Source organism: Comamonas sp. A7-5 (assembly GCF_039581385.1).
Taxonomy (GTDB): Bacteria; Pseudomonadota; Gammaproteobacteria; order Burkholderiales; family Burkholderiaceae_C; genus Comamonas; species Comamonas thiooxydans.
Window position 1 is genome coordinate 18,822 of sequence record NZ_JBCPWO010000008.1, and the last position, 25,641, is coordinate 44,462.

Annotated in this window: 22 protein-coding genes and 2 tRNA genes; 4 read left to right on the forward strand and 20 right to left on the reverse strand. The window is 63.7% G+C overall.

The window, feature by feature from the left end:
• Window positions 1–72: 72 nt before the first annotated feature.
• The 9 genes from AAIL67_RS15270 to modA all read right to left on the reverse strand — a co-directional run bounded on the left by AAIL67_RS15270 (window position 73) and on the right by modA (window position 10,289).
• Window positions 73–477, reverse strand: a complete 405-nt coding sequence (locus tag AAIL67_RS15270; protein WP_343484319.1) for a hypothetical protein — start codon at window positions 475–477, stop codon at window positions 73–75.
• 96 nt (window positions 478–573) lie between these two features.
• A complete protein-coding gene (gene fdhD, locus AAIL67_RS15275; protein WP_343484320.1) occupies window positions 574–1,437 on the reverse strand; it encodes a formate dehydrogenase accessory sulfurtransferase FdhD in 864 nt (287 codons plus the stop codon).
• Window positions 1,438–1,586: 149 nt separating this feature from the next.
• The gene (gene fdhE, locus AAIL67_RS15280; protein ID WP_343484321.1) at window positions 1,587–2,537 is read right to left on the reverse strand and encodes a formate dehydrogenase accessory protein FdhE; all 951 of its coding nucleotides are present in this window, start codon (window positions 2,535–2,537) and stop codon (window positions 1,587–1,589) included.
• On the reverse strand, window positions 2,534–3,196 hold the full coding sequence (locus tag AAIL67_RS15285; protein WP_343484322.1) for a formate dehydrogenase subunit gamma: 663 nt from the start codon (window positions 3,194–3,196) through the stop codon (window positions 2,534–2,536). The genes fdhE and AAIL67_RS15285 overlap by 4 nt, the downstream gene beginning before the upstream one ends.
• Complete coding sequence (gene fdxH / locus AAIL67_RS15290) at window positions 3,193–4,098, reverse strand: formate dehydrogenase subunit beta (protein WP_063664844.1); 906 nt, start codon at window positions 4,096–4,098, stop codon at window positions 3,193–3,195. Before fdxH ends, AAIL67_RS15285 begins: the two co-directional genes overlap by 4 nt.
• An 11-nt stretch (window positions 4,099–4,109) precedes the next feature.
• Window positions 4,110–7,160: a formate dehydrogenase-N subunit alpha gene (fdnG, locus tag AAIL67_RS15295; RefSeq protein ID WP_082877421.1), complete on the reverse strand. Its 3,051-nt coding sequence runs from the start codon at window positions 7,158–7,160 to the stop codon at window positions 4,110–4,112.
• Between the two features lie 383 nt (window positions 7,161–7,543).
• A complete protein-coding gene (gene modC / locus AAIL67_RS15300) occupies window positions 7,544–8,629 on the reverse strand; it encodes a molybdenum ABC transporter ATP-binding protein (protein WP_224648882.1) in 1,086 nt (361 codons plus the stop codon).
• The gene (modB, locus tag AAIL67_RS15305) at window positions 8,626–9,306 is read right to left on the reverse strand and encodes a molybdate ABC transporter permease subunit (RefSeq protein ID WP_343484323.1); all 681 of its coding nucleotides are present in this window, start codon (window positions 9,304–9,306) and stop codon (window positions 8,626–8,628) included. Before modB ends, modC begins: the two co-directional genes overlap by 4 nt.
• A gap of 188 nt (window positions 9,307–9,494) precedes the next feature.
• On the reverse strand, window positions 9,495–10,289 hold the full coding sequence (gene modA / locus AAIL67_RS15310; RefSeq protein WP_343484324.1) for a molybdate ABC transporter substrate-binding protein: 795 nt from the start codon (window positions 10,287–10,289) through the stop codon (window positions 9,495–9,497).
• A 97-nt stretch (window positions 10,290–10,386) separates the two neighbouring features.
• Here modA and AAIL67_RS15315 point away from each other — a divergent pair, with 97 nt between their 5' ends.
• Window positions 10,387–11,259 carry a TOBE domain-containing protein gene (locus AAIL67_RS15315; protein WP_224648880.1) on the forward strand — a complete coding sequence of 291 codons (873 nt, stop codon included), beginning with the start codon at window positions 10,387–10,389 and terminating at the stop codon, window positions 11,257–11,259.
• 168 nt (window positions 11,260–11,427) lie between these two features.
• Here AAIL67_RS15315 and AAIL67_RS15320 read toward each other — a convergent pair whose 3' ends face one another.
• The 4 genes from AAIL67_RS15320 to mdlC all read right to left on the reverse strand — a co-directional run bounded on the left by AAIL67_RS15320 (window position 11,428) and on the right by mdlC (window position 16,137).
• Window positions 11,428–12,444, reverse strand: coding sequence for a tripartite tricarboxylate transporter substrate binding protein (locus tag AAIL67_RS15320; RefSeq protein ID WP_224648879.1), 1,017 nt, complete (start codon window positions 12,442–12,444; stop codon window positions 11,428–11,430).
• Window positions 12,445–12,474: 30 nt separating this feature from the next.
• Window positions 12,475–13,446, reverse strand: coding sequence for a tripartite tricarboxylate transporter substrate binding protein (locus tag AAIL67_RS15325; protein WP_343484325.1), 972 nt, complete (start codon window positions 13,444–13,446; stop codon window positions 12,475–12,477).
• Window positions 13,447–13,550: 104 nt separating this feature from the next.
• Window positions 13,551–14,492, reverse strand: a complete 942-nt coding sequence (locus tag AAIL67_RS15330) for a 2-dehydropantoate 2-reductase (RefSeq protein ID WP_343484326.1) — start codon at window positions 14,490–14,492, stop codon at window positions 13,551–13,553.
• A 28-nt stretch (window positions 14,493–14,520) separates the two neighbouring features.
• Complete coding sequence (gene mdlC, locus AAIL67_RS15335) at window positions 14,521–16,137, reverse strand: benzoylformate decarboxylase (protein ID WP_343484327.1); 1,617 nt, start codon at window positions 16,135–16,137, stop codon at window positions 14,521–14,523.
• A 111-nt stretch (window positions 16,138–16,248) separates the two neighbouring features.
• Here mdlC and AAIL67_RS15340 point away from each other — a divergent pair, with 111 nt between their 5' ends.
• Complete coding sequence (locus tag AAIL67_RS15340) at window positions 16,249–17,154, forward strand: LysR family transcriptional regulator (protein ID WP_063664836.1); 906 nt, start codon at window positions 16,249–16,251, stop codon at window positions 17,152–17,154.
• Window positions 17,155–17,304: 150 nt separating this feature from the next.
• On the opposite strand, the gene AAIL67_RS15345 is transcribed toward AAIL67_RS15340, so the two are convergent.
• The 7 genes from AAIL67_RS15345 to AAIL67_RS15375 all read right to left on the reverse strand — a co-directional run bounded on the left by AAIL67_RS15345 (window position 17,305) and on the right by AAIL67_RS15375 (window position 23,953).
• Window positions 17,305–18,555, reverse strand: coding sequence for an MFS transporter (locus AAIL67_RS15345; protein WP_231905927.1), 1,251 nt, complete (start codon window positions 18,553–18,555; stop codon window positions 17,305–17,307).
• 293 nt (window positions 18,556–18,848) lie between these two features.
• Window positions 18,849–18,925: transfer RNA gene (locus tag AAIL67_RS15350), tRNA-Met, on the reverse strand.
• 129 nt (window positions 18,926–19,054) lie between these two features.
• Window positions 19,055–19,131, reverse strand: a tRNA-Met gene (locus AAIL67_RS15355).
• A 73-nt stretch (window positions 19,132–19,204) separates the two neighbouring features.
• A complete protein-coding gene (locus tag AAIL67_RS15360) occupies window positions 19,205–19,984 on the reverse strand; it encodes an enoyl-CoA hydratase (RefSeq protein ID WP_034394305.1) in 780 nt (259 codons plus the stop codon).
• Between the two features lie 96 nt (window positions 19,985–20,080).
• Window positions 20,081–21,898 (reverse strand): peptidase M61, encoded by a 1,818-nt coding sequence (locus AAIL67_RS15365; protein WP_343484328.1) that lies wholly within the window; start codon window positions 21,896–21,898, stop codon window positions 20,081–20,083.
• A gap of 94 nt (window positions 21,899–21,992) precedes the next feature.
• Window positions 21,993–22,700, reverse strand: a complete 708-nt coding sequence (locus AAIL67_RS15370; RefSeq protein ID WP_003071046.1) for a DsbC family protein — start codon at window positions 22,698–22,700, stop codon at window positions 21,993–21,995.
• Between the two features lie 128 nt (window positions 22,701–22,828).
• Entirely contained in the window at window positions 22,829–23,953 is a 1,125-nt protein-coding gene (locus AAIL67_RS15375; protein WP_174447016.1) for an FAD-dependent monooxygenase, read from the reverse strand.
• Between the two features lie 164 nt (window positions 23,954–24,117).
• Between AAIL67_RS15375 and AAIL67_RS15380 the strand changes: the two genes are divergently transcribed.
• Window positions 24,118–25,005 (forward strand): MOSC N-terminal beta barrel domain-containing protein, encoded by an 888-nt coding sequence (locus AAIL67_RS15380; protein WP_343484329.1) that lies wholly within the window; start codon window positions 24,118–24,120, stop codon window positions 25,003–25,005.
• A 12-nt stretch (window positions 25,006–25,017) separates the two neighbouring features.
• The gene (locus tag AAIL67_RS15385) at window positions 25,018–25,437 is read left to right on the forward strand and encodes a hypothetical protein (RefSeq protein ID WP_241781199.1); all 420 of its coding nucleotides are present in this window, start codon (window positions 25,018–25,020) and stop codon (window positions 25,435–25,437) included.
• Window positions 25,438–25,641: the final 204 nt, after the last annotated feature.

Below are 25,641 nucleotides of genomic sequence, written 5' to 3' on the forward strand. Positions count from 1 at the left end.
GAAACAGTTCGAAAAGCTTGCTGAAAAAGCGCAAGCAGCTCGTCAATCAATAGCGGCCGGCGCGGGCCGGACTCAGCTGCCGAACACGCGCTGCAGCAGGGTGCGCGGCTGGATCGGCTTGTATTTCTCGATTTCGGCCGGGGTCAGAATCCAGGCCATGTGCAGACCCTGCGTCTGTGGCTCGATCACATAGCCCACCAGCAGTTTCTGGCCTGCATAGTTGCTGGCAAAAACCAGGCTGCGTTCGCGGCTGAACAGGCGAAAGCCCGGCGTGGTGCGGATGGTCGTGCCGTTAATGGCCACTTCGGGGAAATTGGTGACCGTCAGTTCGCCGAACTGCGCCGTGGGCGGAAAGTTGCGCGTGTCGTCCGAGGGCAGGCCCTGGGCCAGGGCCTGCAGGCTGGCGCTGGCGGCAGCAGCCAGCAGGGCGCAGCCCCAAAGGCGGCGGCTGAAGCGGGTGGTGGTGCAGCGGTTCATGGTGTATATCCAGGGGCTGATCGTGGGGCGGTCAGAGCTGGAGTCATGGCCGCAATGCCGTGATTCTAGAGGCTGGCGCTTGGCAGCAGGGCTTGCTCAGGCTTTGCCGCCCGCGGCATAGAGCACGGCCTTGGGCGGACGGCACAGCCCCCAGAAGCGCAGGCCCGTCAGCTCCGCCATGCGCACGCCCATGACGGTGGGCGCGGAAATCGTGGCCAGCGCCGCGATGCCGACCTTGGCGCATTTGCGCACCAGTTCATGGCTGCCGCGGCTGGACAGCAGCACAAAGCCGGGTTCGCCGAGGCGGCCCGTGCGCGCCAGCCGGCCGACCAGCTTGTCCAGCGCATTGTGGCGGCCCACGTCTTCGAGCACATCCGTGATGTCGCCCGCCAGCGTGGCCCAGCCTGCGGCATGGATGGCGCCGGCCTCGGCATTGAGAATCTGGTGTGGCGGCAGGGCGTCAATCGCCTTGAGCACGGTGGCTGCGTCGACCCGCTCCAGCCAGTCCCGGGGCGGCAGGGCGTCAAACGACAGGTCCAGCGCCGCAAAGCTCTCGACTCCGCAGACACCGCAACCCGTGCGGCCCGTCATGCTGCGGCGTTTGTCCTTGAGCCGCGCAAAGCAGCGCGAGGCGATGTCGAGTTGCACTTCCATGCCGTCCATGCCTTCGGGCAGGCCGGCCGCTGCGGCAGACACGGGGCGGGCTTCGATGCCGTAGCAGTCAGCTGCGCTGTCGATGATGCCCTCGGTCAGCGCAAAGCCCAGCGCAAAGTCCTCCACATCGGTGGGCGAACCCATCATCACCGCATGCGAGATGCCGTTGAAGACCAGCGCGATCGGCACCTCGGCCGCCAGCACGCGCTCCTGCCGCTCCTGCTGCCCGGCGTTGAAGAGGCTCACGGCATGGGTGTGCAGCGGTGCTATCGGTTGGGCAGGGATGGGGCAGGCGGACTCGGTCATGGGCTGATGATAGTCAGCAGGCGCATTCCTTGCCGGCAAGGGGCGGACTCCGGCTCAGAGCCTGGCACGGCAGGCCTGTAGATGCATGGGGGGCAGCGGGCCATAGCGGCCTGCACGGCCAGGAGGCGGTGCAGACCGGCGGCCAGGGCCTAGGCCAGCAGCGGCAGCATCAGCGGGTTGATGCCGCTGCGCGCAAGCTCTTTTTCCTCCATCTCGGCATCCAGGGCCAGACTGGCCAGGTCGTCGGCCACCAGTTCCAGCTGGTGGTCCGCCTGCTGGTAGAAGGCCTTGAGGTAGGTCTGGCATTCGTTGCAGCTCTCGGCCTTGATGGGGGCTTTTTCGTCTTCCAGGCACCAGTAGTCCAGTGCATGCGTGCTGTCGCAGTTGCTGCACTTGCTGCGCACCACATGCCACTGGCATTCGCACAGGCTGCATTGCAGATAGCGCACGCCGGCCTGGGCGCCACCAAGCACCAGGCTGCCCGTGGGCACATGGCCGCAGACGGGGCAGAGATGGCGCTGCTCGCCCGGCTCGGCCCGCCCGGCGGCGGGCAACTGGCTGGCCAGCTGGCGCCAGTACAGCGACAGTGCGCTCCACAACAGCTGGGCCACGCCCGCTTCGGGCAGGACCGCGTCGTCGGCCAGTGCTTCGCTGCGCAGGGCCGTCAGCAGGGCGTCGGCCCAGGCCTGGCGTTGCGCGGCATCGGCCTGCTGCAAGCGCGCCAATGCCTGCCGGATGGCGGGAGTCTGCATGCGGGACTGCTGTGCCATCCGGTTCAGCAGCTCGTCGAGCAGGGCCAGCCAGTGGGCCGAGCGAGGCCATTGGGCCGAATGCAAAGGCGTTTGCGTGCGCTGCTGCAGGGCTGCGCCCAGGCCGACGGCTTCCTGCTCGGGCAGGGGCAGGGCCTCGGCCGTGGCCTGCTGGGCGCCGGCCAGCTCGGCGGCCCACAGCAGATACTCGGCCATGGCATGGCCCTGGGCCAGATGCTGCAGGCGGCTGGCACGACGGGCATAGGGCAGCTTGGCGGCGGGCAACTGCACGGGAGCGATATGGCCCACTCCCGGCGAGCGTTCGGATTCGGGAACCAGATGGATGCTCATCGTGTGCCCCCTGTCTTGGCTTTGCCTGCTGCCGCAGGTTTGGCGCTGATCTCCTCATGCCAGCGGTCGTGATGGGCGCGGGCCCAGGCATGGCTGACATAGCCGGTGACCATGCCGCGTATCGAACCCTTGACCCAGAAGGCCAGATAGATATGGCCCAGGATCAGCAGGATCAGGCCCACGCCCGCCAGAGCGTGCAGCGCCAGCGCGACACGCAGCACGGGAATCGGGAACAGATGGGCGAAGTAGGCGCGCCAGATCACCAGGCCGGTGAGCAGCAGCACGCAGATCAGGCTCATGATGCCCCAGAACAGCAGCTTCTGGCCTGCGTTGTACTTGCCGATGCGCAGCCGCTGGCTGTGGTCTCCCGTCACCACCGATTTCACGTTCTCCACCCAGATGCGGTCCTCCCTGACGAACAGGTTGTATTTCACAAAGCGCACGAACAGATAGACCAGGGCCACAAACACCACGATGCCGAAGAAGGGGTGCAGCAGCCGCGCCAGCTGCGGCGTGCCGAAGACGCTGTTGAACCAGTTCAGGCTGGGAAACACCCAGGACAGGCCCGACATGGCGACCAGAAAGAAACACACCACCATGGCCCAGTGGCAGAGGCGGTCGGGCAGCGGGGTGCGCAAGATCATGCGGTCTTTGTTCATGCCGTTTCTCCTTTCTTGGCGCGGTCCTCGCCCGCATCGTCTTCGTCGATCTCGTTGGGGCCGGCGGCCATGTAGTGGGCCGCGGCACCGGCCAGCGTGGCCACGAAGCCCAGCGCGGCCAGCGGCTTGAACCAGCCTTTCCAGCCCTCGACCACGGCGCTGATCTTGGGATCCTTGGGCAGCTTGTGATAGAGCTCGGGCTGGTCGGCATGGTGCAGCACATACATCACATGGGTGCCGCCCACGCCTTGCGGGTCGTAGATGCCGGCCTGGTCAAAGCCGCGGGTCTTCATCTCCTGCACGCGGCCTTCGGCCTTGATCAGCATGTCGTCCTTGCTGCCGAACGCGATAGCGCCCGTGGGGCAGGTTTTGACGCAGGCCGGCTCCTGGCCCACGGCCACGCGGTCCGAGCACAGCGTGCACTTGTAGGCCTTGTTGTCTTTCTTGCTGATGCGCGGGATGTTGAAGGGGCAGCCGGCAACGCAGTAGCCGCAGCCAATGCATTGCTCGGACTGGAAGTCAACAATGCCGTTGGCGTACTGCACGATGGCACCGGGCTGGGGGCAGGCCTTCAGACAGCCCGGGTCTTCGCAGTGCATGCAGCCGTCCTTGCGGATCAGCCACTCCAGCTTGCCCTGCTCGTTGACGTACTCGTCAAAGCGCATCAGTGTCCAGCTCTCCGGCGAGAGGTCGCGAGGGTTGTCGTAGACGCCGAAGTTCTCGCCCACATCGTCGCGCAGATCGTTCCATTCGCTGCAGGCCACCTGGCAGGCCTTGCAGCCAATGCAGATGCTGACGTCGATGAGTTTGGCGACCTCTGCCTTGTGGTCGCGGGCACGCGCGGCGGGCGTGAGCTCGTTGGTGGCCGAGCGCCGCACGATATCTTGGGATTGCATGGTCATGGGTGCTCGCCTTATGCCTTTTCGATGTTGACCAGAAAGGCCTTGAACTCGGGGGTCTGGGCATTGGCATCGCCGATGCCGGGGCTCAGCGTATTGGCCAGATAGCCCTTGCGCGTCGTGCCTTCGTAGCCCCAGTGGCAGGGGATGCCGATCTGCTCGATCTCCTGACCATCGACCTGCAGCGTCATCACGCGCTTGGTCACCACGGCCTTGCCCTTGATGTGGCCGCGCTTGCTGGAGACCCGGATCATGTCGCCGGCCTTGATGCCTTTTCTGTCGGCCAGCTTTTCCGACAGCTCGATGAACTGCTCGGGTTGCACGATCGCGTTCAGGCGCGAGTGCTTGGTCCAGTGGCGGAACATCTCGGTGATGGAGTAGGTCGTGGCCACATAGGGGAACTGCTCGCGCGATCCCATGCGGGCCGCGTCGTCGGCGAACACGCGCGCCACGGGGCTCTTGCTGACCTTGGGGTGCAGCGGATTGGCTGCAATCGGGCTTTCGGTGGGCTCGTAGTGCTCGGGGAAGGGGCCGTCGTTCATGCCCTTGGCGGAGAACAGGCGTCCCAGGCCCTCGGGCTGCATGATGAAGGGACTCACGCCGCTGTTGGGTGCGGCGGTCAGGGGGTAGTCGGGAACGTCGGAGCCGCCCCATTTCCTGCCATCCCAATGCAGGATCTGGCGCTTGGGGTCCCAGGGCCTGCCGGCCGGGTCGGCCGAGGCGCGGTTGTACAGCAGGCGGCGATTGGCCGGCCAGGCCCAGGCCCAGCCCGGCGTGTTGCCAAGGCCGGTGTCGGTGTTGTCGCGGCGGGCCATCTGATTGCCAGCCTCGGTCCACGAGCCGGCAAAGATCCAGCAGTAGCTGGAGGTCGTGCCGTCGTCGCGCAGCATGCCGAAGTCGGACAGCAGCTCGCCCTTTTTGGCGATCAGCTTGCCGCTGTCGTCGAACAGATCGGCCAGTGCGTAGCCGTTGGCTTCCTTGGCCACTTCCTCGGGATGGGGGTCGTGAGGATCGTGGTAGTCCCAGCGCATATTCATCACGGGCTCGGGGCAGGTGCCGCCTTCCTTGGCGTACAGCTCGCGCAGCTTCATGAAGATGCCGCCCAGGATGCGACCGTCGTGGCGCGCCTCGAACGGCGGCTCCTGCGCGGCCCAGTGCCATTGCAGCCAGCGGCCGGAGTTGACGATGGCACCGTTCTCCTCGGCAAAGCAGGAAGAGGGCAGGCGGAACACCGTGGTCTGGATCTTTGCGGGGTCCACGTCGTTGAATTCGCCGTGGTTCTTCCAGAAGGTGGAGGTCTCGGTCTGCAGCGGATCGATGATGACCAGAAACTTCAGCCTGGACAGGGCGTCGCGGATCTTGCCCGAGTCAGGCATGGCGGCCACGGGGTTGAAACCCTGGGCGATGTAGCCGTTGACCTTGCCGCGATACATCAGGTCGAAGTAGGCCAGCATGTCGTAGCTGCGGTCCCACTTGGGCAGCCAGTCGTAGCCCCAGCTGTTCTCGCGCGTGGCGTGCTCGCCGTACAGGTCCTTCATCAGGCTGACGAAGAACTTTGGCGTGTTTTTCCAGTAGTTGACCTGGCCGGGCAGGTCGGCCTTGGGCGTGGCGTCCGCCAGGTACTGTTCTATGGTTTGCTGCCTGTCCTCGGGCAGGTTCAGATAGCCGGGAAGGCGGGTCGAGAGCAGGCCCAGGTCGGTATAGCCCTGGATGTTGGAGTGACCGCGCAGCGCGTTGACGCCGCCGCCGGCCATGCCGATATTGCCCAGCAGCAGCTGGATCATGGCCGCGCCGCGGATGATTTGCGCGCCGGCCGTGTGGTGGGTCCAGCCCAGGGCATAGAGGAAGGTGGCCGTGCGGTCCGGTACGCAGGTGCTGGCCAGTTGCTCGCAGACATGCAGAAAGTCGGCGACCTGGGTGCCGGTGATGGTCTGCACCATCTCGGGCGTGTAGCGCTCTACATGCTTTTTCAGCAGGTTCAGCACGCAGCGCGGGTGCTGCAGGCTCTCGTCGGTCAGCGCATGGCCTTCGGCATTGCGCTCATAGGTCCAGCTGGATTTGTCGTAGGCCTTTTTGTCGGCGTCATAGCCGCTGAACAGGCCTTCGTCGAAGCCGTAGTCCTCGCGCACGATCAGGCTGGCATTGGTATAGGCCTTGACATATTCGTGCTGGATCTTGTCGTGCTGCAGCAGATAGTTGACCACGCCCATGAGAAAGGCGGCGTCCGAGCCCGCACGGATGGGGGCGTAGAAGTCGGCCACCGAGGCCGTGCGGTTGAAGCGCGGGTCCACCACCATGAGGTGGGCCTTGTTGTGGATCTTGGCTTCGATGGCCCACTTGAAGCCCACGGGGTGGGCCTCGGCGGGATTGCCGCCCATGACCAGGATCACGTTGGCGTTCTTGATGTCCACCCAGTGGTTGGTCATCGCGCCGCGGCCGAAAGAGGGGGCCAGGGCCGACACCGTGGGGCCGTGGCACAGGCGGGCCTGGCAGTCGAAGCCGACCATGCCCAGCGCGCGGCCGAAGCGGAAGTCGAGGATGCCGGTTTCGTTGGAGGCGGCCGAGGAGGCCAGCATGCCGGTGCTGAGCCAGCGGTTGACGCGCTGGCCCTTGTCGTTCTTTTCGATGAAGTTGGCGTCGCGATCGTCCTTGAGCAGGCGCGCGATGCGTTCGTTGGCTTCGTCCCAGCTGATGCGCTTCCACTCGTTGCTGCCGGCTTCACGCACCTCGGGGTACTTCAGGCGCTGGTCGGAGTGGATGTAGTCCAGCGCGCCTGCACCCTTGGGGCACAGCGAGCCGCGGCTGACGGGGTGGTCGGGGTCGCCCTCGATGTGGAAGATCCTGGACTTGGCGTTCTTGGCGCCGTCGCCCAGGCTGTACATCAGCATGCCGCAGCCCACCGAGCAGTAAGTGCAGTTGTTGCGGGTTTCCTTGGCGCGCAGCAGCTTGTACTGGCGGGGCAGTGTGGCCATGGCCACCGATGGGGCAAAGCCCAGGGATGCAGCAGTGGCACCGGCGACACCGGCACCGCACAGCTTGAAGAAACGTCTTCTGCCGTGATTCATCATGTGTTGTTTTCTTCAACCGCGCTCCCATGACCATGGAGGGCGTTAGGTTTGCAGGTGGCTGCATGCACAGATGCAGCCACCCGTGAGCCGGGGGAACAGCCCGGACTCGGGGCCTCGACCTTGACGATTGCTCACGCATTGCCGGACCTCACGGGCCACGTCGAATGTTGAGGGATGCCAATGGCAAGCAATTGAACCGGCTGGCATAGCCAGGTTCGCAAAGCGAGGAAGCGCGACAAAAGCCCTCAAGCTTTTTGTCATTTGACTCTTAGATAAAAGTCAAAGGAACGCGAATCTATTCAGTAAGCGAATGTTTGTCCAGCAAAGGCTAGCGCAGGCCTCGGGTATGAAACGGAAAATTCTTGATATGCATCAAGCATTTAGTCCAGCAGTGCCATTCCCTTGATCTGTGCATACACCGGCATGCCGGCCTGCAGCTGCAAGGCCTTGGCCGAGTGCTGGGTGATTCTGGCCAGCAGCCGGGTGTCGCCCGCCTGCAGCGAAACCATGACCTGCCCCGGCCCGTCTTCGCGTAGGCCCAGCACCTGCACCGGCAGGATGTTGAGAATGCTGCTGCCCTCGGGCCTGAGCAGACTCAGGCTGACATCGCGCGCCTGCACGCGCAGCGGCACCGTGCTGCCCAATTCGCGCGGACGGGCCATGACGAGCTGCAGTTGTCCGCCGTCGAAGATCAGCGTGCTCAGATGGTCGGCAGCGTCATGGGCCTGCACCGTGGCATGGACCACGCTGGAGGCAACGTCTCCATGGGCCAGCGGCAGATCGAGGCTGGAGAGCAGTTCGGTGACGGAGCCCTGCGCCAGCACCTTGCCCGCGCCGAGCAGCACCATATGCTGGGCCAGGCGCGCAACCTCGTCCATGGAGTGGCTCACATAGATCACGGGAATCCGCAGATGCCGCTGCAACTGCTCCAGATAGGGCAGAACCTCGGCCTTGCGCTGGGCATCGAGCGCGGCCAGTGGCTCGTCCATGAGCAGCACTTCGGGGCTGGTGGCCAGAGCCCGTGCAATCGCCACGCGCTGGCGTTCGCCGCCCGACAGCGTGGCGGGCATGCGATCCATCAGATGGGCGATGCCCAGCAGTTCCACGGCCCGCTCCTTGGAGACTTTGCGGCGTTCCTGTGGCGTGCGCTTGAGGCCGTAATCGATATTGCGCTGCGCCGAAAGATGCGGAAACAGACTGGCTTCCTGGAACACATAGCCGAGTGCTCGCTGGTGCGTGGGAAGCCATTGTCGGCCGGCGTCGTCCTGCCACACGGTCTGGTTGACGGTGACGCGGCCTTGCGCTCGCTCAAGCCCAGCGAGGCTGCGCAGACAGCTGGTCTTGCCGCAGCCCGAAGGCCCGAACAGGGCCGTGACCCCATGGCCGGGGAGCTGCAGATCCACATCGAGTTCAAAGTCCGGCCGGCTCAGCTTGAGCTGTGCGGTGATGAAATGGGTGACTGTCATGCGCGGCGCTCCGCTTTGGGCTGCAACCAGTTCAAGGCCAGCAGCACGATGAAGGAGAACACCACCATGCCGGCCGCCAGCAGATGGGCGTGGCCGTACTCCATGGCTTCCACATGGTCGTAAATCTGTACCGAGACCACGCGTGTCACGCCGGGGATGTTGCCGCCCAGCATCAGCACCACGCCGAATTCGCCTACGGTGTGGGCAAAGGTCAGCACGGCGGCGGTGATGAACCCGGGGCGCGCCAGCGGCAGGGCCACGGTCAGAAAGCGGTCCAGCGGACTGGCGCCCAGGCTGGCTGCAGCCTCCATGGGGCGCGAGCCCAGCGCCTCGAAGGCGCGCTGCAGCGGCTGCACCGTAAACGGCATCGAGTAAATCAGCGAGCCGACCACCAGACCGGCAAAGGTGAAAGGCAGATTTCCCAGTCCCATGGCCTGCGTAAGCTTGCCTACGGGTCCGTTGGGGCCCATGGTGACCAGCAGATAGAAGCCGATGACGGTGGGCGGCAGTACCAGCGGCAGTGCCACCACGGCACCGATCGGGCCGCGCCAGCGCGAACGGGTATGGGCCAGCCACCAGGCCAGCGGTGTGCACAACAGCATGAGCAGCACGGTAGTCACGCCCGCGAGCTGGAGCGTGAGCCAGATGGCTGCATAGTCTTCGGCATTCAGTTGCATGGAATCAAAAACTGGGCTTGCGCAAACAAGTATGCACAACGGACATTTCTATCGACTCAAACCATGCCCGATCCGGATTTGCGCAAGTCTAAAAAAAGACCCTTGGAGTGCCCAGCTTAGCCGAGCAGCGCCAAGGGTAGAGCGGATTGGTTGGAGTAAATCGGGCTCTAGGACTTGCCGGTCAGGCGTCAGAAGCTGTAGCCGTAGGAGCGGATGATGTCATGTGCCTTGGGGCTGCGCAGGTACTTCATCAAAGCCGCGGCGGCTTCGTTGTCCTTGGCGCTGTTGAGCACAATGGCGTCCTGGCGGATGGGTTCATGCATATTGCCGGGGACCTGCCAGGCCGAACCCTCGCGAATCTTGCCGTTCTCCATGACCTGGGACAGCGCCACAAAACCCAACTGCGCATTGCCGGTGGCAGCGAACTGGTAGGTCTGGGCAATGTTCTCGCCCATCACCACCTTGGGCTGCACCTGTGCGCTCAGGCCGAGTTTGTTCAGCACCTCCATGGCCGCCGTGCCATAAGGGGCCAGCTTGGGGTTGGCAATCGCGATGTGCTTGTAGTCGCCGGTCTTGAGCACTTCGCCCTTGTCGTCCACATAGCCGGCCTTGGGGCTCCACAGCACCAGCGTACCGATGGCGTAGGTAAAGCGCGAATCGGTCACGCCCTTGCCTTCCTTGGCCAGCTTATCGGGTGTGGTGTCGTCGGCGGCCAGCAGAATGCCGAAGGGCGCGCCGTTGTTGATCTGGGCGTAGAACTTGCCGGTGGCGCCAAACGACAGCTCGGCCTTGTGGCCTGTATCCTTCTCGAACTCGGCCGCAATCTTCTTCATGGGAGCGGTGAAGTTGGCTGCCACGGCAACCGCCACCTCAGCGGCCTGCGCCTGAGCAGACCACAGGCCCAGCACGACTGTGCCGATCACGGCCGCAGAGCGAGCCAGTTGAAAGGAAAAACCGGTGGAGCGGGCAGTGATCTGAGTCATTGAGATTTCGCTATTCATTAATGGAATAGCGAGTGTAACGTGAATGAACAACTGAGGTCGAGCGAGGAAATTGGCTGTCAGGGCATGATGGCGGTCTATGTCAGACACAGAAAATTTCGAACAAGAACAATTGGATATGCCCGTCGACGAGGCTGCGCCGGGTGGCGCACTATCGTCCGACTCGGTTTCCCAGGCGCTGGGCTATGACATGGCCGACCGTCGCATCGCCATCCTGCGCGGCATTGCGCAAAGCGGCTCCATCTCTCAGGCAGCGCGTGACGTGGGTGTGAGCTACAAGGCGGCCTGGCAGGCCATCGATACCCTGACCAATCTGGCGGGCGTGCCGCTGGTCGAGCGCAGCGTGGGCGGCACTGGGGGGGGCGGTGCACAGATCACGCCGGCGGGCGAAGAATTGCTGCATGCGGCCGAGGCCATGATGCGTTTGCGTACCGAGTTGCTGCAACGCATGCAGGCCGGCACGCCAGGTGGCGGGCAACCCAATCTGGGCCTGATGACCAGCATGCGCAATCAGTGGCCCTGCAGCGTGCTCAAGGTCGAGTCCATAGGCGGGCAGATTCGGGTCTGGCTGCGTGCCGCAAGCGATGCAGGCTCGGACTGGACGATTGCTGCGCGCATCACGCCCGAAAGCTATGAGCTGCTGGGTCTGGCACCCGGTGTGCAGGTGCTGGCGTTGTGCAAGGCCACGGCGGTCAAGGTCTGGCTGGGGCAGGAGCGGCCTGCTGCGTCCACGCAGCCCATCAATATCTGGCCTGCCGTGGTGCAGCGTGCGACCTATGGTGCAGCCACGGTGACAGAAGAGAGCCTGGCTTGCGACGAAGCCATCTGTCGTTTGAGCTGGGGTGCTCAGATCGTGGGCTTTGCGCCAGCGATGAGCGGGCTGGTGGCCAATGACAGTGTCTGGCTGGAGGTGGCCGAGTCTGCGGTAGTGGTGGCGGTGGCCTCCCACTGAAACACGACTTGCGCAAATCCGGATCAGGCCTGGTGCCTTGTCGGCAGGCATGCCTGTTGTGCATTCTTGTTTGCGTAAGTCCTGTAAAAAAAGACCGCCGGTCCTTTCAGACGGGCGGTCAAAAGGGAGTTTTCGGGTAACCGGACTCCCACGTTGAACTGAAATTTCTTAGTCCACTTTCAAGCCGATTTCCTTGATCAGCGGTGCAAAGCGGGCGCGTTCCTTGGCATGGTGGTCCACAAAGTCCTGGCGGCTCATGCGCGGCTCGGGCGTGGCGCCCAGACCCTGGATCACATCGACCACGCTTTTTTGCTCCAGTGCCTTGATCACGCTGGCGCGCACGGCATCCACCACGGGTGCGGGCGTGCCGGCCGGCGCGTAGATGCCGAACAGTGTGTCGGCATCGAAGCCCGGCAGGCCGCTTTCGGCCAGCGTGGGTACCTTGGGGTACAGAGGCGAGCGGTGCGGGCTGCCTATGGCCAGCAGCTTGAGCTTGCCGGCCTCGACCTGCTTGAGTCCCGGGCCCGGATCGAACCAGTATTGCAGCTGACCGCTGAGCACATCGGTCAAGGCAGGGCCGGCACCCTTGTAGGGAATATGGCTGGCATCGACCTTGGCCGCGCGCTTGAACATTTCACCGGCCAGATGAGGCGAGCTGCCCGGGCCTGGCGAGCCGTAGGACAGCTTGCCGGGATTGGCCTGCAGGTGCTTGATGAAGTCCTGCACATTGCTCACAGGAAGGCTGGGGTTGGTTTCCAGGAACACATGCACGCGTGCCACGGCCGCCACGGGGACCAGGTCCTTTTCAGGGTTGAACGGCAGCTTGCTGTAGATCAGCGGATTGATGCTGATGCCGCCACCGCTGCTCAGCAGCAGCGTATAGCCGTCCTTGGCAGAGCGTACGGTTTCGCTGATACCGATATTGCCGTTGGCTCCGGGCTTGTTGTCCACCACCACGGACTGGCCCAGCACCTGGCTCATGGTGGGCGAGATCGCGCGCCCCATCACATCGGCGGCGCCGCCAGGGGCGAAGTTCACGATCAGGCGGATGGGACGATCTGGCCATGCCTGCGCCTGGGCGGCCGGCGCCAGGCAAAGCGCCATGCCCAGGCTGGCCCAGCCTTTGGTGATCAGGGCGCGCAGCGGCTTGTGCGCAGAGAGGCGTTGATTGATGGGAGTCTCCATATGTGTTTTCCTGTTTGTCATTGATATCGATCAGTCCAGTTTGATGCCTGCGGTCTTGATGACCTCTCCCCAGCGCTTCTTCTCGGAGAGCCAGAATTCACGCATCTGCTCTGGGGTGCTGGGCAGGGGTTCCAGGGCCAGGGTCTCGAAACGGGCCTGCACAGCCGGAGTCTTGAGGGTTTCCTGCAGCGTCCTGGACCACATCTGTATGGTGGTGTCGTCCGTGCCCCTGGGGGCGACCAGGCCCTGCCAGGCGAAGGCCTCGAAGCCGGCCACGCCCTGCTCGATGAGCGTGGGCATCTGGGGCAGGCTCTTGAGTCGCTGCGCACTGGCCACGCCGATGGCACGGACCTTGCCGGCGTTGATGTGGGGCAGGCCTGCGGCACTGTCCAGCAGCATGAAGGGAATCTGACCTCCGATCACATCCAGCATGGCCAAGCCGGCGCCACGATAGGGCGCATGGGTCATCTTCACGCCCATCTTCTGGGCCAGCAGTTCGGTGGCCAGGTGATGAACGGTTCCCAGCCCGGGAGATCCATAGCTGAGCTTGTCGGGGTTGGCCCTGGCCCAGGCCGCGAATTCCTGGAAGCTGCGCACCGGCAATTCGTTGTTGACGACCAGCAGCAGCGGAAAGTGCGCCAGCAGGCTGATGGGGACGAAGTCCTGCTCGGCGTTGTAGGCCAGTTTGGGGAATAGATGCGGGTTGGCGGCCAGGGTGGCGAAGTTGGCGGTGAAGACCAGGTTGCCATAGTCGCGCGAGCGCGCCGCATATTCTGCGGCGATGTTGGTGCCGGCGCCCGGCTTGTTGATCACCACGATGTTGCGATGAAGGGACTTGGCCCAGGCCTCTGCCACGGAGCGCGCAACGGAGTCCGAGCCGCCACCCGCAGCAAAGCCGACCACCCACTCCATGGGCCTGCCGGACGCCGGCTGGGCGTGGACCGTACCCAGCATGAGCTGTACACCGCAAGCAGCGCCGGCTTTGAGAAAGGTTCTGCGCATGTTGTCTCCTTGTTGTTGAATCCATGGGCCCGGTCCCTGCTGTCTTTCTCTTTGTTTTCGCTGTCTTTCCCGAGCCTTCGATGCGTCTTCGCCGAGTCCGGGGTCTATGGCGTGCGCTGCTGTGTCATGCTGATGAGCCGGTGCAGGGTGCGTGTCATGGGCGTGGCAATGCCATGCCGCTCGCCCGCGCGCACCACCGCGCCGTGGATGGAATCGGTCTCGGTGGGACGCCCCGCCAGCAGGTCCTGCAGCAGCGATGGCTGGTGGCCCACATGGTGATTCAGTGCGTCTTCCACCGTGGCCTGGATGCGGAGGGTGTCCACAGCGATGCCGTTGGCCGCAGCCACTGCAACGACCTCGTCCAGTACCTCGCGGATCAGGCTGCGGCCCAGAGGGCTGGCCAGTCCGTCCACGGTCTGGCGCGTGATGCCGCACAGGCCGTTGAAGGCCGCATTGAAGGCCAGCTTCTCCCAGATGGCGGTCTCGACCTCGGGGTCGATCTCGCAATGCAGTCCGGCGCGGTTGAGGTCGTCGCAGAAGTCCTGGAAGCCGGCGTCCACCTGTCCGGTGCGTGGCATGAAGCGGATCTTGCCGCTGCCCAGCGAACTCACTTTTCCGGGAGCCAGCAACCGGGCCGGCCATGTCGTCACACCCACGGCGATCTGCCGGGAATCGGCAAATCCGTGCAGGGTCTCGATATGTCCTATGCCGTTTTGCAGGCTGAGCAGCAGGGTTTCAGGCCCTATCAGGTGGGCAATGCTTTGCAGCGCGGCCTGGGTGTGGGCGGCCTTGGTGAAGATCAGCCAGCGCGCGGGTGGCTGCGTCAGCTCATGGGCCTGCAGGGCCTGAACGCCGGCGTGCAACGGGCCCTGGTCGGTCTCGCAGTGCACGCCATGCTCGCGTATGGCCTGGAGCAGCTGCGCGTTGACATCCACCAGCGTGACGGGGATGCCGGCCCGGGCCAGCCGGGTGCCGAACAGGGTGCCCATGGCCCCCGCACCCAGGATGCCGACGGTGGCCGCTTGCGGCTCTTGTGTGTTGTGCATGTCTTGTCTCCGAGGGCGCGGGGCCGGGTCAGGCGACCTCGACCTCGACCAGCGTGGCGCGCGGGCTGCTCAGGGCATCCTGCAGAACCTGGGGCAGCTGGGCTGCGTCGGTGACGCGCACGCCGTCGCAGCCCTGGCCTTTGGCCAGGGCCACGAAGTCGATGTCGGGCAGGTCCGTTCCTTCGACCTTCTCGCCCTCACGGTAGCCGAACACCCTGGAGAAATCCTGCAGGGCAGCGTAGCGGCGGTTCTTGACGATGATGTAGGTGACCGGCAGCTTCAGATGGGCTGCGCTCCACAGCGCCTGGATGGCGTACATGGCCGAGCCGTCGCCGATGACGCCTATGACCTTCTTGTCGGGCTTGGCCAGCGCGATGCCTACGGAAGCAGGCAGGCTGTGGCCCAGCCCGCCGCTGCACATGGTGAAGAAGGTCTCGGCAGCGTAGATGGGCAGGTGGGCCTGGATGATGGAGCGCGAGCCAGGCGCCTCCTCGACGATGATGCTGTCACGCGATCGAACCTGGGCCAGTGTGTGCATGAGGAAGGCATCGCTCATCAGCTCGCCCGGCTTGGGTGCCGCCGGTGCAGGTATGGCGGGCCGGGGCTGGAGCGCAGGGCGCGGACGCGCCAGGGGGCGGGCCAGCAGCTCCTGCACGCCCATGCGGATATTGCCCACGGCAGCGTCGCCCACGGGGGCCCATGCGGCGATGGCGGAGTCCTCGATGAGCTGGAACAGCTGCGTGCCTTCGGCGATGAAGGGGCCGTGGCCTTCGACGTGGTAGGTGAAGGCCGGTGCGCCGATGACGAAGACCACGTCATGGCCCGAAAGCCTGTCCACGATGCGCTCGCGCATGGCGGGCAGGAAGCCGCCGAACAGCGCATGGTCCTCGGGGAAGCCGCAGCGCCCGCTCATGGGTGCCACATAGACGCGCGCCTGGTGGCGTTCGGCCAGGGCCTGGACGGCCTCGAAGGCCTGGCTGCGGTCCACGGCCGCTCCGACCACGAAGGCCGGTGCGCGCGCACCCTCCAGCGCCTGGCCTATGCTGTCCAGCAGACGTGGGTCGGGTCGGGTTTCGAAGCCGACTTTTCGCAGCGTGATGGGCTCGCAGGGCACATCCCAGTCATCGGCGGGAATGGAGACGAAGACCGGGCCGCGCGGCTCCTGCATGGCGATGTAGTAGGCGCGCGCCAGGGCCTGTGGCACGTCCTCGGCACGCGCGGGCTCGCAGCTCCACTTCACATAGGGCTTGGGCAGCTCGGCGGCCTGGTTGGAATGCAGGAAGGGGTCGAACTGCAGCAGCGAGCGCGTCTGCTGGCCGGCCGTGATGACCATGGGCGTGCGGTTCTTGAAGGCCGTGAAGATATTGGCCATGGCGTGGCCCACGCCGGCGGCTGAGTGCAGGTTCACGAAGCTGGCATTGCGCGTGGCCTGGGCGTAGCCGTCTGCCATGCCCACGACCACGGTCTCCTGCAGACCGAGGATGTACGAGAAGTCCTCGGGATAGTCGCGAAACAAAGGCAGCTCGGTGGAGCCCGGGTTGCCGAAGATGCGCGTCATGCCCAGCTCGCGCAGCATGTTGATGACGGCGTGGCGTACGGTGAAGACCTCGGCGGCCTGGGCATTGGGGGCGGTGTTGGCGAGCAAAAAATTCTCCTTGGGTCGGGCTGGCACTGGGCCTTGGCACTGTTGGCGTCAATCCTGCCTTGATAGATAATTTCCAGCAATTGAATAAATCATCTAAGAGATATTCGTTTCATGGATATATCGGGTCTGGATCTCAATCTGTTGCGCGTTTTCGATGCGGTGTTCCGCCACGGCAGCGTCAGCCGCGCTTCGCAGGAGCTGGGTCTTTCCCAGCCCGCAGCCAGCCAGGCGGTGACGCGGCTGCGCCATTTGCTGGGCGATCCGCTGTTCGAGCGCATGCATGGCGGCGTACGCCCCACACCACGCGCCGAGCGGCTGGCTCAGGCGGTGAGAACGGCGCTGGCAACCCTGGAGGTGGCTCTGGCGGAGGCGCACACCTTCGACCCCTTGCAGGCGAATCAGTGCTTTCGCATTCACCTCAGCGACATCGGCGAGGCGCGCTTCTTGCCACCGCTGATGCAGGCCTTGAGAGGCCGGGCGCCCCATGTGCAGCTGGAAACCCTGCCAATGCCCATGGGCGAGATTGCCGATGCGCTGGATCGTGGTTCGCTGGATATCGCCATCGGCTTTCTGCCTGGCGTGACGGGCACGCAGCAGAAGGTGCTGCTGTCCGATCACTACGCCCTGTTGCTGCGTCAGGGGCACCCGGTGCTCAATGGTTTGAAGACCGAGAGGCTGGGCGCTGAACATTTGCGCGGCCTCGACTATGTGGCCGTGCGCTCGCATTCCGAGACGCTGCGCATTCTGCACAAGCTCGAGTTGCAGGATCAGGTACGGCTGTCGGCGGCCCACTTCATGGCCGTGCCTTCCATCGTGCATCAGACGGATCTGGCCGTCATCATGCCCGCCGAGATTGCCGAGACCTTTGAAGCACAGGGCGGCTATGTGGTGCTGCAGGCCGATCTGCCAGAGAGTGCTTTCGATGTCTCTTTGCACTGGAGCTGGCGCTTTGCGCAGGAGCCCGCGAACCAGTGGCTGCGGGAATTGGTCAGCGAAGTGTTCGGGCAGCGCAGATAAGGGGCTCGGCCTCACATCTGCCCGCCTCGTGTTGCCCCCGCGCCGGGCGACCCGAGGGTGCGCTTGTTGCCTTGGGATGGCCCGGCGGTAATAAAAAAGCGCCAGGCTTGAAGGCTCTGGCGCTTGGTGAGTCTGCGATGGCAGCGATCTTTATTGAAGCTCTTTGCCCTTGAGCTCGGGGATCAGGAAGACCGTGGCCAGCATGTCCAGCACATAGATGGCGGCCAGCAGGGCAATGGCCACCTGGAAGGAGTAGGCCATGGCCAGCGCACCGATGACGACCGGGCCCAGGCCGCCGACGGCGCGGCCGATGTTGAACAGCACGTTCTGCGCCGTGGCGCGGGCTTCGGTGGGATAGGCTTCGCTGATGACGGCGCCATAGCCGCCCATCATGCCGTTGACGCACAGACCCATGATGGCTCCCACCCACAGCATGGCCGTGGCATCGGTGAGCTGGGAATAGGCCAGCACCGAAATCACGGAGCCGACCTGGAAGATCAGGAAAGTGGGCTTGCGGCCGATGCGGTCGGCCAGCTGGCCGAAGACCCAGATACCCAGCGACATGCCGATGATGGTGACGGCCGTCCACACGGACGACTTGGTCAGGCTGAAGCCCATCTGTTTGGACAGAAAGCTGGGCATCCAGATCATGATGCCGTAGTAGCCGAAGTTCTGCACGGAGGTCAGCACGATCACGCCCAGGCTGATCTTGCGTGTGGCCTTGTCCTTCATCAGCAGTTTCAGGCATTGCATGGCCGAGGGCTGCTCCTTCTTGCTGCGCGCCACGAAAACTTCGGGCTCATGCAGCTTGTTGCGGATGACCCAGGCCACGACAGCAGGAATCACGCCGACCAGAAACATGCCGCGCCAGCCGATGGAGGGCAGCAGCAGCGGGGTCAGCATGGCTGCGCCCAGCACGCCCAGTTGCCAACCCAGCGCCACATAGGACGAGACGCGTGCGCGATGGCGTGCGGGCCAGGCCTCGGCGGCCAGTGCCATGCCGATGCCGAACTCGCCGCCCAGGCCGATGCCGGCGATGGTGCGGTAGATCAGCAAGTCCCAATAGCCTTGTGCAAAAGCGCACAGGCCGGTAAAGACGGCAAACAGCACGATCGTCCAGGTCAGCACGCGGATGCGGCCGTATTTGTCGCTGAGCATGCCGAAGACGATGCCCCCGAAGACGGCGCCGATCAAGGTCCAGGTCACGAGAGAGCCGGCCTGGCCGGGCGTGAGGTTCAGGTCCTTGGAGATGGCCGAGAGCATGAAGCCCAGAATCAGCAGGTCAAAGCCGTCCATGGCGTAGCCGACGGCCGAACCGATGAGTGCTTTCCAGCTGTATCCGTTGACTTCTGTTGGAGCGGCGGGCGCGGCTGTGCCTGCCACGGCGCCTGTGGTTTGTATGGTCACGGGAGAGTCCTTGAGCGAAGACGGACTGTGGGTGCCTGCAGGCCGGCTTTTGCAGAAAAAAGCAGGCCCTCGCTGGGCGCAAGACCAGCGCGCGGGCACGCAGCGTGCGTGCAGCATCCTTGAGGTGCAACGGGCACGAAAAAGTCCTTGAAGGGGAGGTTTGAGCGGCTGGAGCATGGCGGCGCGGACTGCGTTGATTTCTGCGGGGCAGAAAGAGCAGTGCGGCGCAATGTCGCCTCTGTAAAAAGCGAAAAGCCCCAGCTGCGTGAGCAACTGGGGCCTGGATTTGGTGGTCGTAGCGGGACTCGAACCTGCGACATCAGCATTATGAATGCTGCGCTCTAACCAACTGAGCTATACGACCGACAGCCCGCAATTGTATAGGAAGAAATGGCCTTGGCAGCCAAGTTGGGATTTTTTGTGTGCGGCCTGCAGCGGTCTCAGGGATAAAGAAAAAACCGCAGTGCTTTTGCAAGCACTGCGGTTTCCTGTTTGGTGGTCGTAGTGGGACTTGAACCTACGACATCAGCATTATGAATGCTGCGCTCTAACCAACTGAGCTATACGACCGAAGACAGCGATTATATGCAAAAAATGGCTGCTTCAAGTGGTTTTCTGAAATTTCTTGCGAAAAATCTGGTGCTTACTGATGGGTGAAGTGGGCGGGGCGCTTGTTCACAAACGCGTCCATGCCTTCCTTCTGGTCCTGGGTGGCAAACAGGGCATGGAACAGGCGGCGCTCGAACATCACACCATCGGACAGGCCGCTCTCGAATGCACGGTTCACGGATTCCTTGGCAGCCATCACGGCCAGCTGGGAGAAGCCGCTGATGATGATGGCCGCACCCAGAGCTTCTTCCATGAGCTTGTCAAAAGGCACGACGCGGCTGACCAGACCGGCGCGCTCGGCCTCGCTGGCATCCATCATGCGGGCGGTCAAAGCCATGTCCATGGCCTTGGATTTGCCCACGGCGCGGGGCAGGCGCTGCGTGCCGCCGGCACCGGGAATCACGCCCAGCTTGATCTCGGGCTGGCCGAACTTGGCGTTATCGGCAGCGATGATGAAGTCGCACATCATCGCCAGCTCGCAGCCGCCGCCCAGGGCAAAGCCGCCGACGGCGGCAATCACGGGCTTGCGGATGCTGCGAATGGTTTCCCAGTTGCGCGTGATGTAGTCGCCGCCATAGGCGTCGGCAAAGCTGTACTTGGCCATGGCACCGATGTCGGCACCGGCGGCAAAGGCGCGTTCGCTGCCGGTGATGATCATGCAGCCAATGCTTTTGTCGGCATCGAACTTCCTGAGCGCATCGCCCAGTTCGTCCATGAGCTGGTCGTTCAGGGCATTGAGCTGCTTGGGACGGTTCAGCGTGATGACGCCGACTTTGTCCGCTTCCACGCGGACTTCGATGGTTTCGTAGGCCAAGTTTGTCTCCTGCTAAAGAATGAATGGCTGCTGCCAAGAATAACCGCTGAGTCTGGCTGCCAGCTGTCGCGCTGCAGCGCCACTTTGGGGCCGGGCTCAGGCCGCAATGCCCGTCAGCCAGCGCTCTGCGGCGGCCTTGTCGCTGATTTCCAGCCCCAGATTGCTGATGGGGCTGGCGCTATCTGCATCCTCGCTGGCGGCTTTGGCGAGCAGGCTGCCCGTGTTCAGCGTCAGCTGCAGAATCTGCTGGTCGCGTGCTACCCAGGCCGTGAGCTGATTGGAGCCGGCCGCGTACAGCTGCACATCGTCCAGTTTGCTGATGCGCCAGCGCTGACCATCGGCCTCGACGGCCAGCCACTCGTCTCCAGCCATCATGCCGGCCTGCTCGGCAGCGCCGCCGCGCAGCACGGTCTTGATCTGCACGCTGTGGTTTTCCTGGACACGCAGACCCAGTTTCTGCGCCAACTGTGCGGGCTCGGCCTTGCTCTTGATGCCATGCAGGACCAGCAGCTCGCGCAGCGGCAGGTCCTCGGTGGAATGTACCCAGGCTTGCAGCTGTCCGGCAATCTCAGGGTTGCCCACTTCGCTGACCACTGCCAGCACATCGGCTTCGCTGATGGGGCCGCCTTCACTGCTGCGCCACAGGCCGCGCATCACATCGTCCAGGCTGCTGGTGCCGTTGGCGCGCAGCGCCAGATCGAGGCACAGAGCGACCAGCGAGCCCTTGGTGTAGTAGCTGACCGTGTGATTGGCGGTGTTCTCGTCCTGGCGGTAGTACTTGACCCAGGCGTCGAAGCTGGCCTCGGCCACGGACTGCACCAGGCGGCCCGGCGTTTGCAGCACCTGGTTGATGGTGCGCGTGACGAGCTTGAGGTACTGGCTGTTGTCCAGCAGTCCGGCGCGGCGCAGGAACAGATCGTCGTAGTAGCTGGTGAAGCCTTCAAAGAACCACAGCAGCTCGGTGTAGTTCTCCTGCTCGTAGTCGTAGCGGGCCAGTTCGGTCGGGCGCAGGCGCTTGACGTTCCAGGTGTGGAAGTACTCGTGGCTGATCAGGCCCAGCAAGGTGTTATAGCCCTCGCCGGCCTTGGCCTCACCCTTGCGCGGCAGATCGCGGCGGCCGCAGATCAATGCCGTGCTGTTGCGGTGCTCGAGGCCGCCATAGTTGTCATCCACCACATTGAGCATGAAGACATAGCGATCCATGGGCAGCTGGCTGCCGTCGGCATGCCAGAAGGCGATCTCGGCCTCGCAGATCTTTTGCGTATCGGCCAGCAGGCGCTCGCCATCAAAGCTGGGCGCGGCACCGGCCACCACGAACTCGTGGGGCACGCCTCCTGCTACAAAGCTGCCACGCCAGAACCGGCCCATCTCCACGGGGCAGTCCACCAGCTCGTCGTAATGGGCAGCCGTGTAGAGACCGAAGCCGCTGGCATCGACTTGCGCGGGCGTCAGGCCGGTGGCCACCTGCCAGCCCTGTGTGGCAGGGCTGGCGAGCAGCTCCAGCGCATGGGGGCGGTTTTCCTGACCATGCACGCGCAGGCACAGGCTGGTGCCGTTGAAGAAACCACGCCTGCGATCCAGCCAGGCTGTGCGCACCGAGGTGTCGTAGGCGCAAACCTGATAGCTGATAACGCAATCTGCATCAACGTTACAGGCGATTTTCCATTGATTCTTGCTGAGCTGTTGCACGGCCACGGGCTGACCGTTCTGCGTGGCCTTCAAGCCCTGCAGATTCTTGGAAAACTCGCGCACCAGATAGCTGCCCGGAATCCACACCGGCAGCGACAGCAGCTGCTGCGCCGCGGGCTGGGCGATATGCAGCTGCACATCGAAAAGATGGGCGTCCACCGCGCTGGCCTGCACGGCGAAGCGGATGTCGGGGCGAATGCCGCAGGCATTGGGGACAGAGGTCATGGCAGCTCCAGAAATGCGGGCCGGAGCATGCGAACCTATCGCAGCGTGCCTGAAACTGCATCAGGTGCACGCTGCTCCGGCAATGAGACAGGGATTACTTGGCGGCGGCCAGGTGCTTTTCGACCTCGGCAGCCGAGATGGCGCCGGGCACACGCACATTGTTGGAGAAAATCACGGTGGGCGTGCCGGTGATCTTGTACTTGCGGCCGAAAGCCAGATTGCGCTGGATGGCGGCAGGATCGCACTGGGCGGCTGGCGCGTTCTTGCTGTTCAGCATCTGCTCATGCCAGGCCTTGGCCTGATCCTTGGCGCACCAGATATTGCGCGACTTCTCGGCCGAGTCCGGGCTCAGGATGGGGTAGAGGAAGAGGTAGATGGTGACGTTGTCCACGCTCTGCAGGTCTTTTTCGAAGCGCTTGCAGTAGCCGCAGTTCGGGTCTTCAAACACGGCCATCTTGCGCTCGCCCTTGCCATGCACGATGGTGATGGCGTCCTTGATGGGCAACTGCTTGAAGTCCACGGCCGTGAGCTGGGTCATGCGGTCTTCGGTCAAATTGCGGCGCGCCTTGGTGTCGATCAGCTCGCCCTGAATCAGATAGTTGCCCTTGGCATCGGTGTAGAAGATGTCCGTGCCCACGCGTACTTCGTACAGGCCGCTCATGGGGGTGGAGCGCACCTCGTCGATTTTTTCGAGCTGGGGAATGCGCTCGGTCAGCGTCTTCTTGAGGTTGGCATCCTGGGCATGCACGCTCAGGCCGAAGGTCAGGCTGGCGGTGGCCAGCAGGCAGGCAACAAGTTTCATGGAAGATGTCGTGGGCTGCAGCGCGCTGCAGCGTGGAAAGAATGAGATCGGCTGCCATCCACTATGCATGGACGGCAGGGCTGTTGCTTGGAGTACGGACTGAGCCAAGGGTTCCCTGAGCCCGCGTCTCAGAGCAGACCCATGGCCTGCTTGGCCATCCAGGACTTGAGCAGGCCGCTGCGCTCAAAGCCCTTCATGCCCCAGTTGCGCAGCATCTGCACAGGCACTTCGGGACGGGCAAACAGCTGCTGCAGCCCGTCCATGGCCAGGCCCATGGGGGCCAGAGATGCCTTGCGCTCACGCTCGTACTGGCGCAGCAGCTTCAGATCGGCGGGGCTGCGCCAGTAGTCGCGCTCCTGAAGGATGCGTGCCAGAGTCTGCACATCGCCCAGGCCCAGGTTCAGACCCTGGCCGGCCAGCGGGTGGACGTTGTGGGCGGCGTCACCTGCCAGCACCCAGCTTTGTTGGCTGTTCCTGTCCAGCGGTCCGCACCAACGATCGGCTACAGCCTGCTGCAGAGGCCAGGTGGCGCGCTCGGCCACCAGCTCCAACTGGCCCAGCGCATCCTGGCTGATGGACTGCAGGCGGGTGGTAAAGCTCTCTTCGTCGCTTTCCAGCCAGTCAGGCACCAGTGATTGCTCCAGCGACCAGACAACGGCCACTTCGTGACCGTCGGGCCCGCCCATGGGCAGAAAGGCCAGGATTCCTTCCGGCGTGAACCACTGACGTGCAATGCCGCCATGCGGCAGCTCACAGCTCAACCGGGTGGCAATGGCGTGCTGGGAATAGGGCGTGACGGAGAAATCCACGCCGAATTCGGTGCGCGTGCTGCTGGAGCGGCCTTCGCAGACGGCGGTGAGTGCGGCCTCCACCGGTTCCTTGACGATTTCCACCTGGGGTTGATAGCGCACGGCCTCGGCCAGGCGCTGCTCCAGCGCGGGGACATCGACAATCCAGGCCAGTGCTGGCACTTCCTGAGAAGCTGCGTCGAACTGAACCTGGCCGTCCAGATCGCCAAACACCTGCATGCCGACCACGGGCGTGGCATCCTCGTCGTCAGGCCAGCAGCGCAACGACTGCAGCACGGCCCTGGAACTGGCATTGAGCGCATAGGCGCGCACATCCTTTTGCGGGGATCGAGGCTGTGGCGGCGCCACCAGCGCCACACGCAGACGCTCACGCGCCAGCAAAAGAGCCAAGGTCCGGCCCACAATGCCGGCTCCACGAATACATACATCAAAGGTTTGCGCCATGTCCGGCATTGTAGGAGGCGCGGGCAGGGCCTGCGCCCATAGAGGAAACCTCATGCCATGCGGTCGCCGACCGCAGCCAACTATGTTGTTGATAGCGGGCTGTGCAGGTCAAGCAGGGACTAGAGGGCAAAATGAGAGATGAATCCGTAATCGAAGGAGATGTGATGACCGACACCGCCTATGACGTGCAGGGCCGGATTGCCGAACTGTGGATCTACCCCGTCAAATCCTGCGCCGGTATTGCCGTGCCGAAGGCCGCGCTCTCGCGCCATGGCCTGCAATGGGACAGGCACTGGATGGTGGTCGATGCCAATGGCGATTTCTTGACCCAGCGCAGTCATCCGCGCATGGCGCTGATCAGGCCCGAGATTACGGACGAATACTTGCTGCTGCATTTTCCGGGTATGGACAGCTTGCAGATTCCTTTGCTGGTACAGGGCAGCAAATGCCGTGCGCGGGTTTGGAAGGATACGGTCGATGCCTGGGACCTCGGCGAATGGGCCGCGCCTGCACGCAGCTGGCTGAGCCGGGCTCTGGCGCAGGACTGCCATCTGGTGCGCTTTGATAATTCGCAACCGCGCCGGGCCAGCGAACGCTGGGTGGGCGATGGCGACGCTCCGGTGCATTTTGCCGACGGCTACCCTTTGCTGCTGCTCAGCCAGTCGGCCGTGGACGAGCTCAATCAGCGACTGACGCAGGCCGGCGAGGCTGCTGTCGATGCGCGACGCTTTCGTCCGAATATCGTGATTGCCGATATCGAAGCCCATGATGAAGATCGTGTGGAACAGCTGGATCTGCCCCAGTTGCCCGGTCTGAGCCTGCTGCCCTGCAAGCCCTGTACGCGCTGCCCGATTCCCGATATAGATCCCGACACCGCCGTACCCGGCACGGCAGTGGGATATTCAATTTCCAGCTATCGCCAAAATCCGCGCGTGGATGGTGCTATTACTTTTGGTATGAATGCCATGGTGCTGGGTCTGCCGGACGTTGCGGGTGCTGCAGCAGAGCTGGCTGTGGGCCAGCAACTGGCGGGCAATCTGCGCTTTGATTGAGGTTGTAGGCCTTTGACCCTCAAAGACTTGGGGCATCCCTGTAATAGTGATGCAGCAGAACCAGTGTCCAATAAGGCCATTGGCAGCAGCAATGAGGGGGAGGGCGACATGGCTGAATTCAAATCTGGCGATTTCGTGGTTCTCACCGGCAGCAGTGCTTTTGCCGGAAAGATCGCTCGCCTGTCTTTTCGTGCCCCCGACAGAGATTTCTGTCTGCCGGACGGTCATGGCCATATTGGCTGTGAGGCCGGAGACTGGGTGCTGGAGTTTGCCCAGAAGGTGCCCGCCTTGATGCGCAGCTGTCGGACTCCCTGCATGACCAAATATCTGTGCAGTCCGCAATCCCAGTTCCGACGGCTGGAGGAGACGGCCGGGCTGGAGCAACTGTTTGGCCCCATGCGACAGAGTTCGCCGGCGTTGACCGCTGATTGATCCGACATTTCCCGGACTTTTTCTCCCAGGCCTGTCTTTGCGCAGGCTTTTTTGCCTTCTGGCCGGAACAGTGGCGCAATCTACCGCAGATGAGCAGAGATTGCCGGGTCATTACAATCGGGGGCTTTCCGTGGCCAAACCGGGACGAAACTCTGGGTGAACAGAGTGCCTATGGGTCACGCTTCAAAAGAACCGGATTCGCGA

Excerpts from the sequence above, each read along its gene's own strand:
- AAIL67_RS15370 (WP_003071046.1), bottom strand. The coding sequence starts at position 22,700 with ATGAAACTTGTTGCCTGCCTGCTGGCCACCGCCAGCCTGACCTTCGGC.
- modC (WP_224648882.1), bottom strand. The coding sequence starts at position 8,629 with ATGACAGTCACCCATTTCATCACCGCACAGCTCAAGCTGAGCCGGCCG.
- fdnG (WP_082877421.1), bottom strand. The coding sequence starts at position 7,160 with ATGAATCACGGCAGAAGACGTTTCTTCAAGCTGTGCGGTGCCGGTGTC.
- modB (WP_343484323.1), bottom strand. The coding sequence starts at position 9,306 with ATGCAACTGAATGCCGAAGACTATGCAGCCATCTGGCTCACGCTCCAG.
- AAIL67_RS15270 (WP_343484319.1), bottom strand. The coding sequence starts at position 477 with ATGAACCGCTGCACCACCACCCGCTTCAGCCGCCGCCTTTGGGGCTGC.
- AAIL67_RS15375 (WP_174447016.1), bottom strand. The coding sequence starts at position 23,953 with ATGGCGCAAACCTTTGATGTATGTATTCGTGGAGCCGGCATTGTGGGC.
- fdhD (WP_343484320.1), bottom strand. The coding sequence starts at position 1,437 with ATGACCGAGTCCGCCTGCCCCATCCCTGCCCAACCGATAGCACCGCTG.
- modA (WP_343484324.1), bottom strand. The coding sequence starts at position 10,289 with ATGACTCAGATCACTGCCCGCTCCACCGGTTTTTCCTTTCAACTGGCT.
- AAIL67_RS15330 (WP_343484326.1), bottom strand. The coding sequence starts at position 14,492 with ATGCACAACACACAAGAGCCGCAAGCGGCCACCGTCGGCATCCTGGGT.
- AAIL67_RS15340 (WP_063664836.1), top strand. The coding sequence starts at position 16,249 with ATGGATATATCGGGTCTGGATCTCAATCTGTTGCGCGTTTTCGATGCG.
- AAIL67_RS15320 (WP_224648879.1), bottom strand. The coding sequence starts at position 12,444 with ATGGAGACTCCCATCAATCAACGCCTCTCTGCGCACAAGCCGCTGCGC.
- AAIL67_RS15315 (WP_224648880.1), top strand. The coding sequence starts at position 10,387 with ATGTCAGACACAGAAAATTTCGAACAAGAACAATTGGATATGCCCGTC.
- AAIL67_RS15325 (WP_343484325.1), bottom strand. The coding sequence starts at position 13,446 with ATGCGCAGAACCTTTCTCAAAGCCGGCGCTGCTTGCGGTGTACAGCTC.
- fdhE (WP_343484321.1), bottom strand. The coding sequence starts at position 2,537 with ATGAGCATCCATCTGGTTCCCGAATCCGAACGCTCGCCGGGAGTGGGC.
- AAIL67_RS15380 (WP_343484329.1), top strand. The coding sequence starts at position 24,118 with ATGACCGACACCGCCTATGACGTGCAGGGCCGGATTGCCGAACTGTGG.
- fdxH (WP_063664844.1), bottom strand. The coding sequence starts at position 4,098 with ATGACCATGCAATCCCAAGATATCGTGCGGCGCTCGGCCACCAACGAG.
- AAIL67_RS15285 (WP_343484322.1), bottom strand. The coding sequence starts at position 3,196 with ATGAACAAAGACCGCATGATCTTGCGCACCCCGCTGCCCGACCGCCTC.
- AAIL67_RS15365 (WP_343484328.1), bottom strand. The coding sequence starts at position 21,898 with ATGACCTCTGTCCCCAATGCCTGCGGCATTCGCCCCGACATCCGCTTC.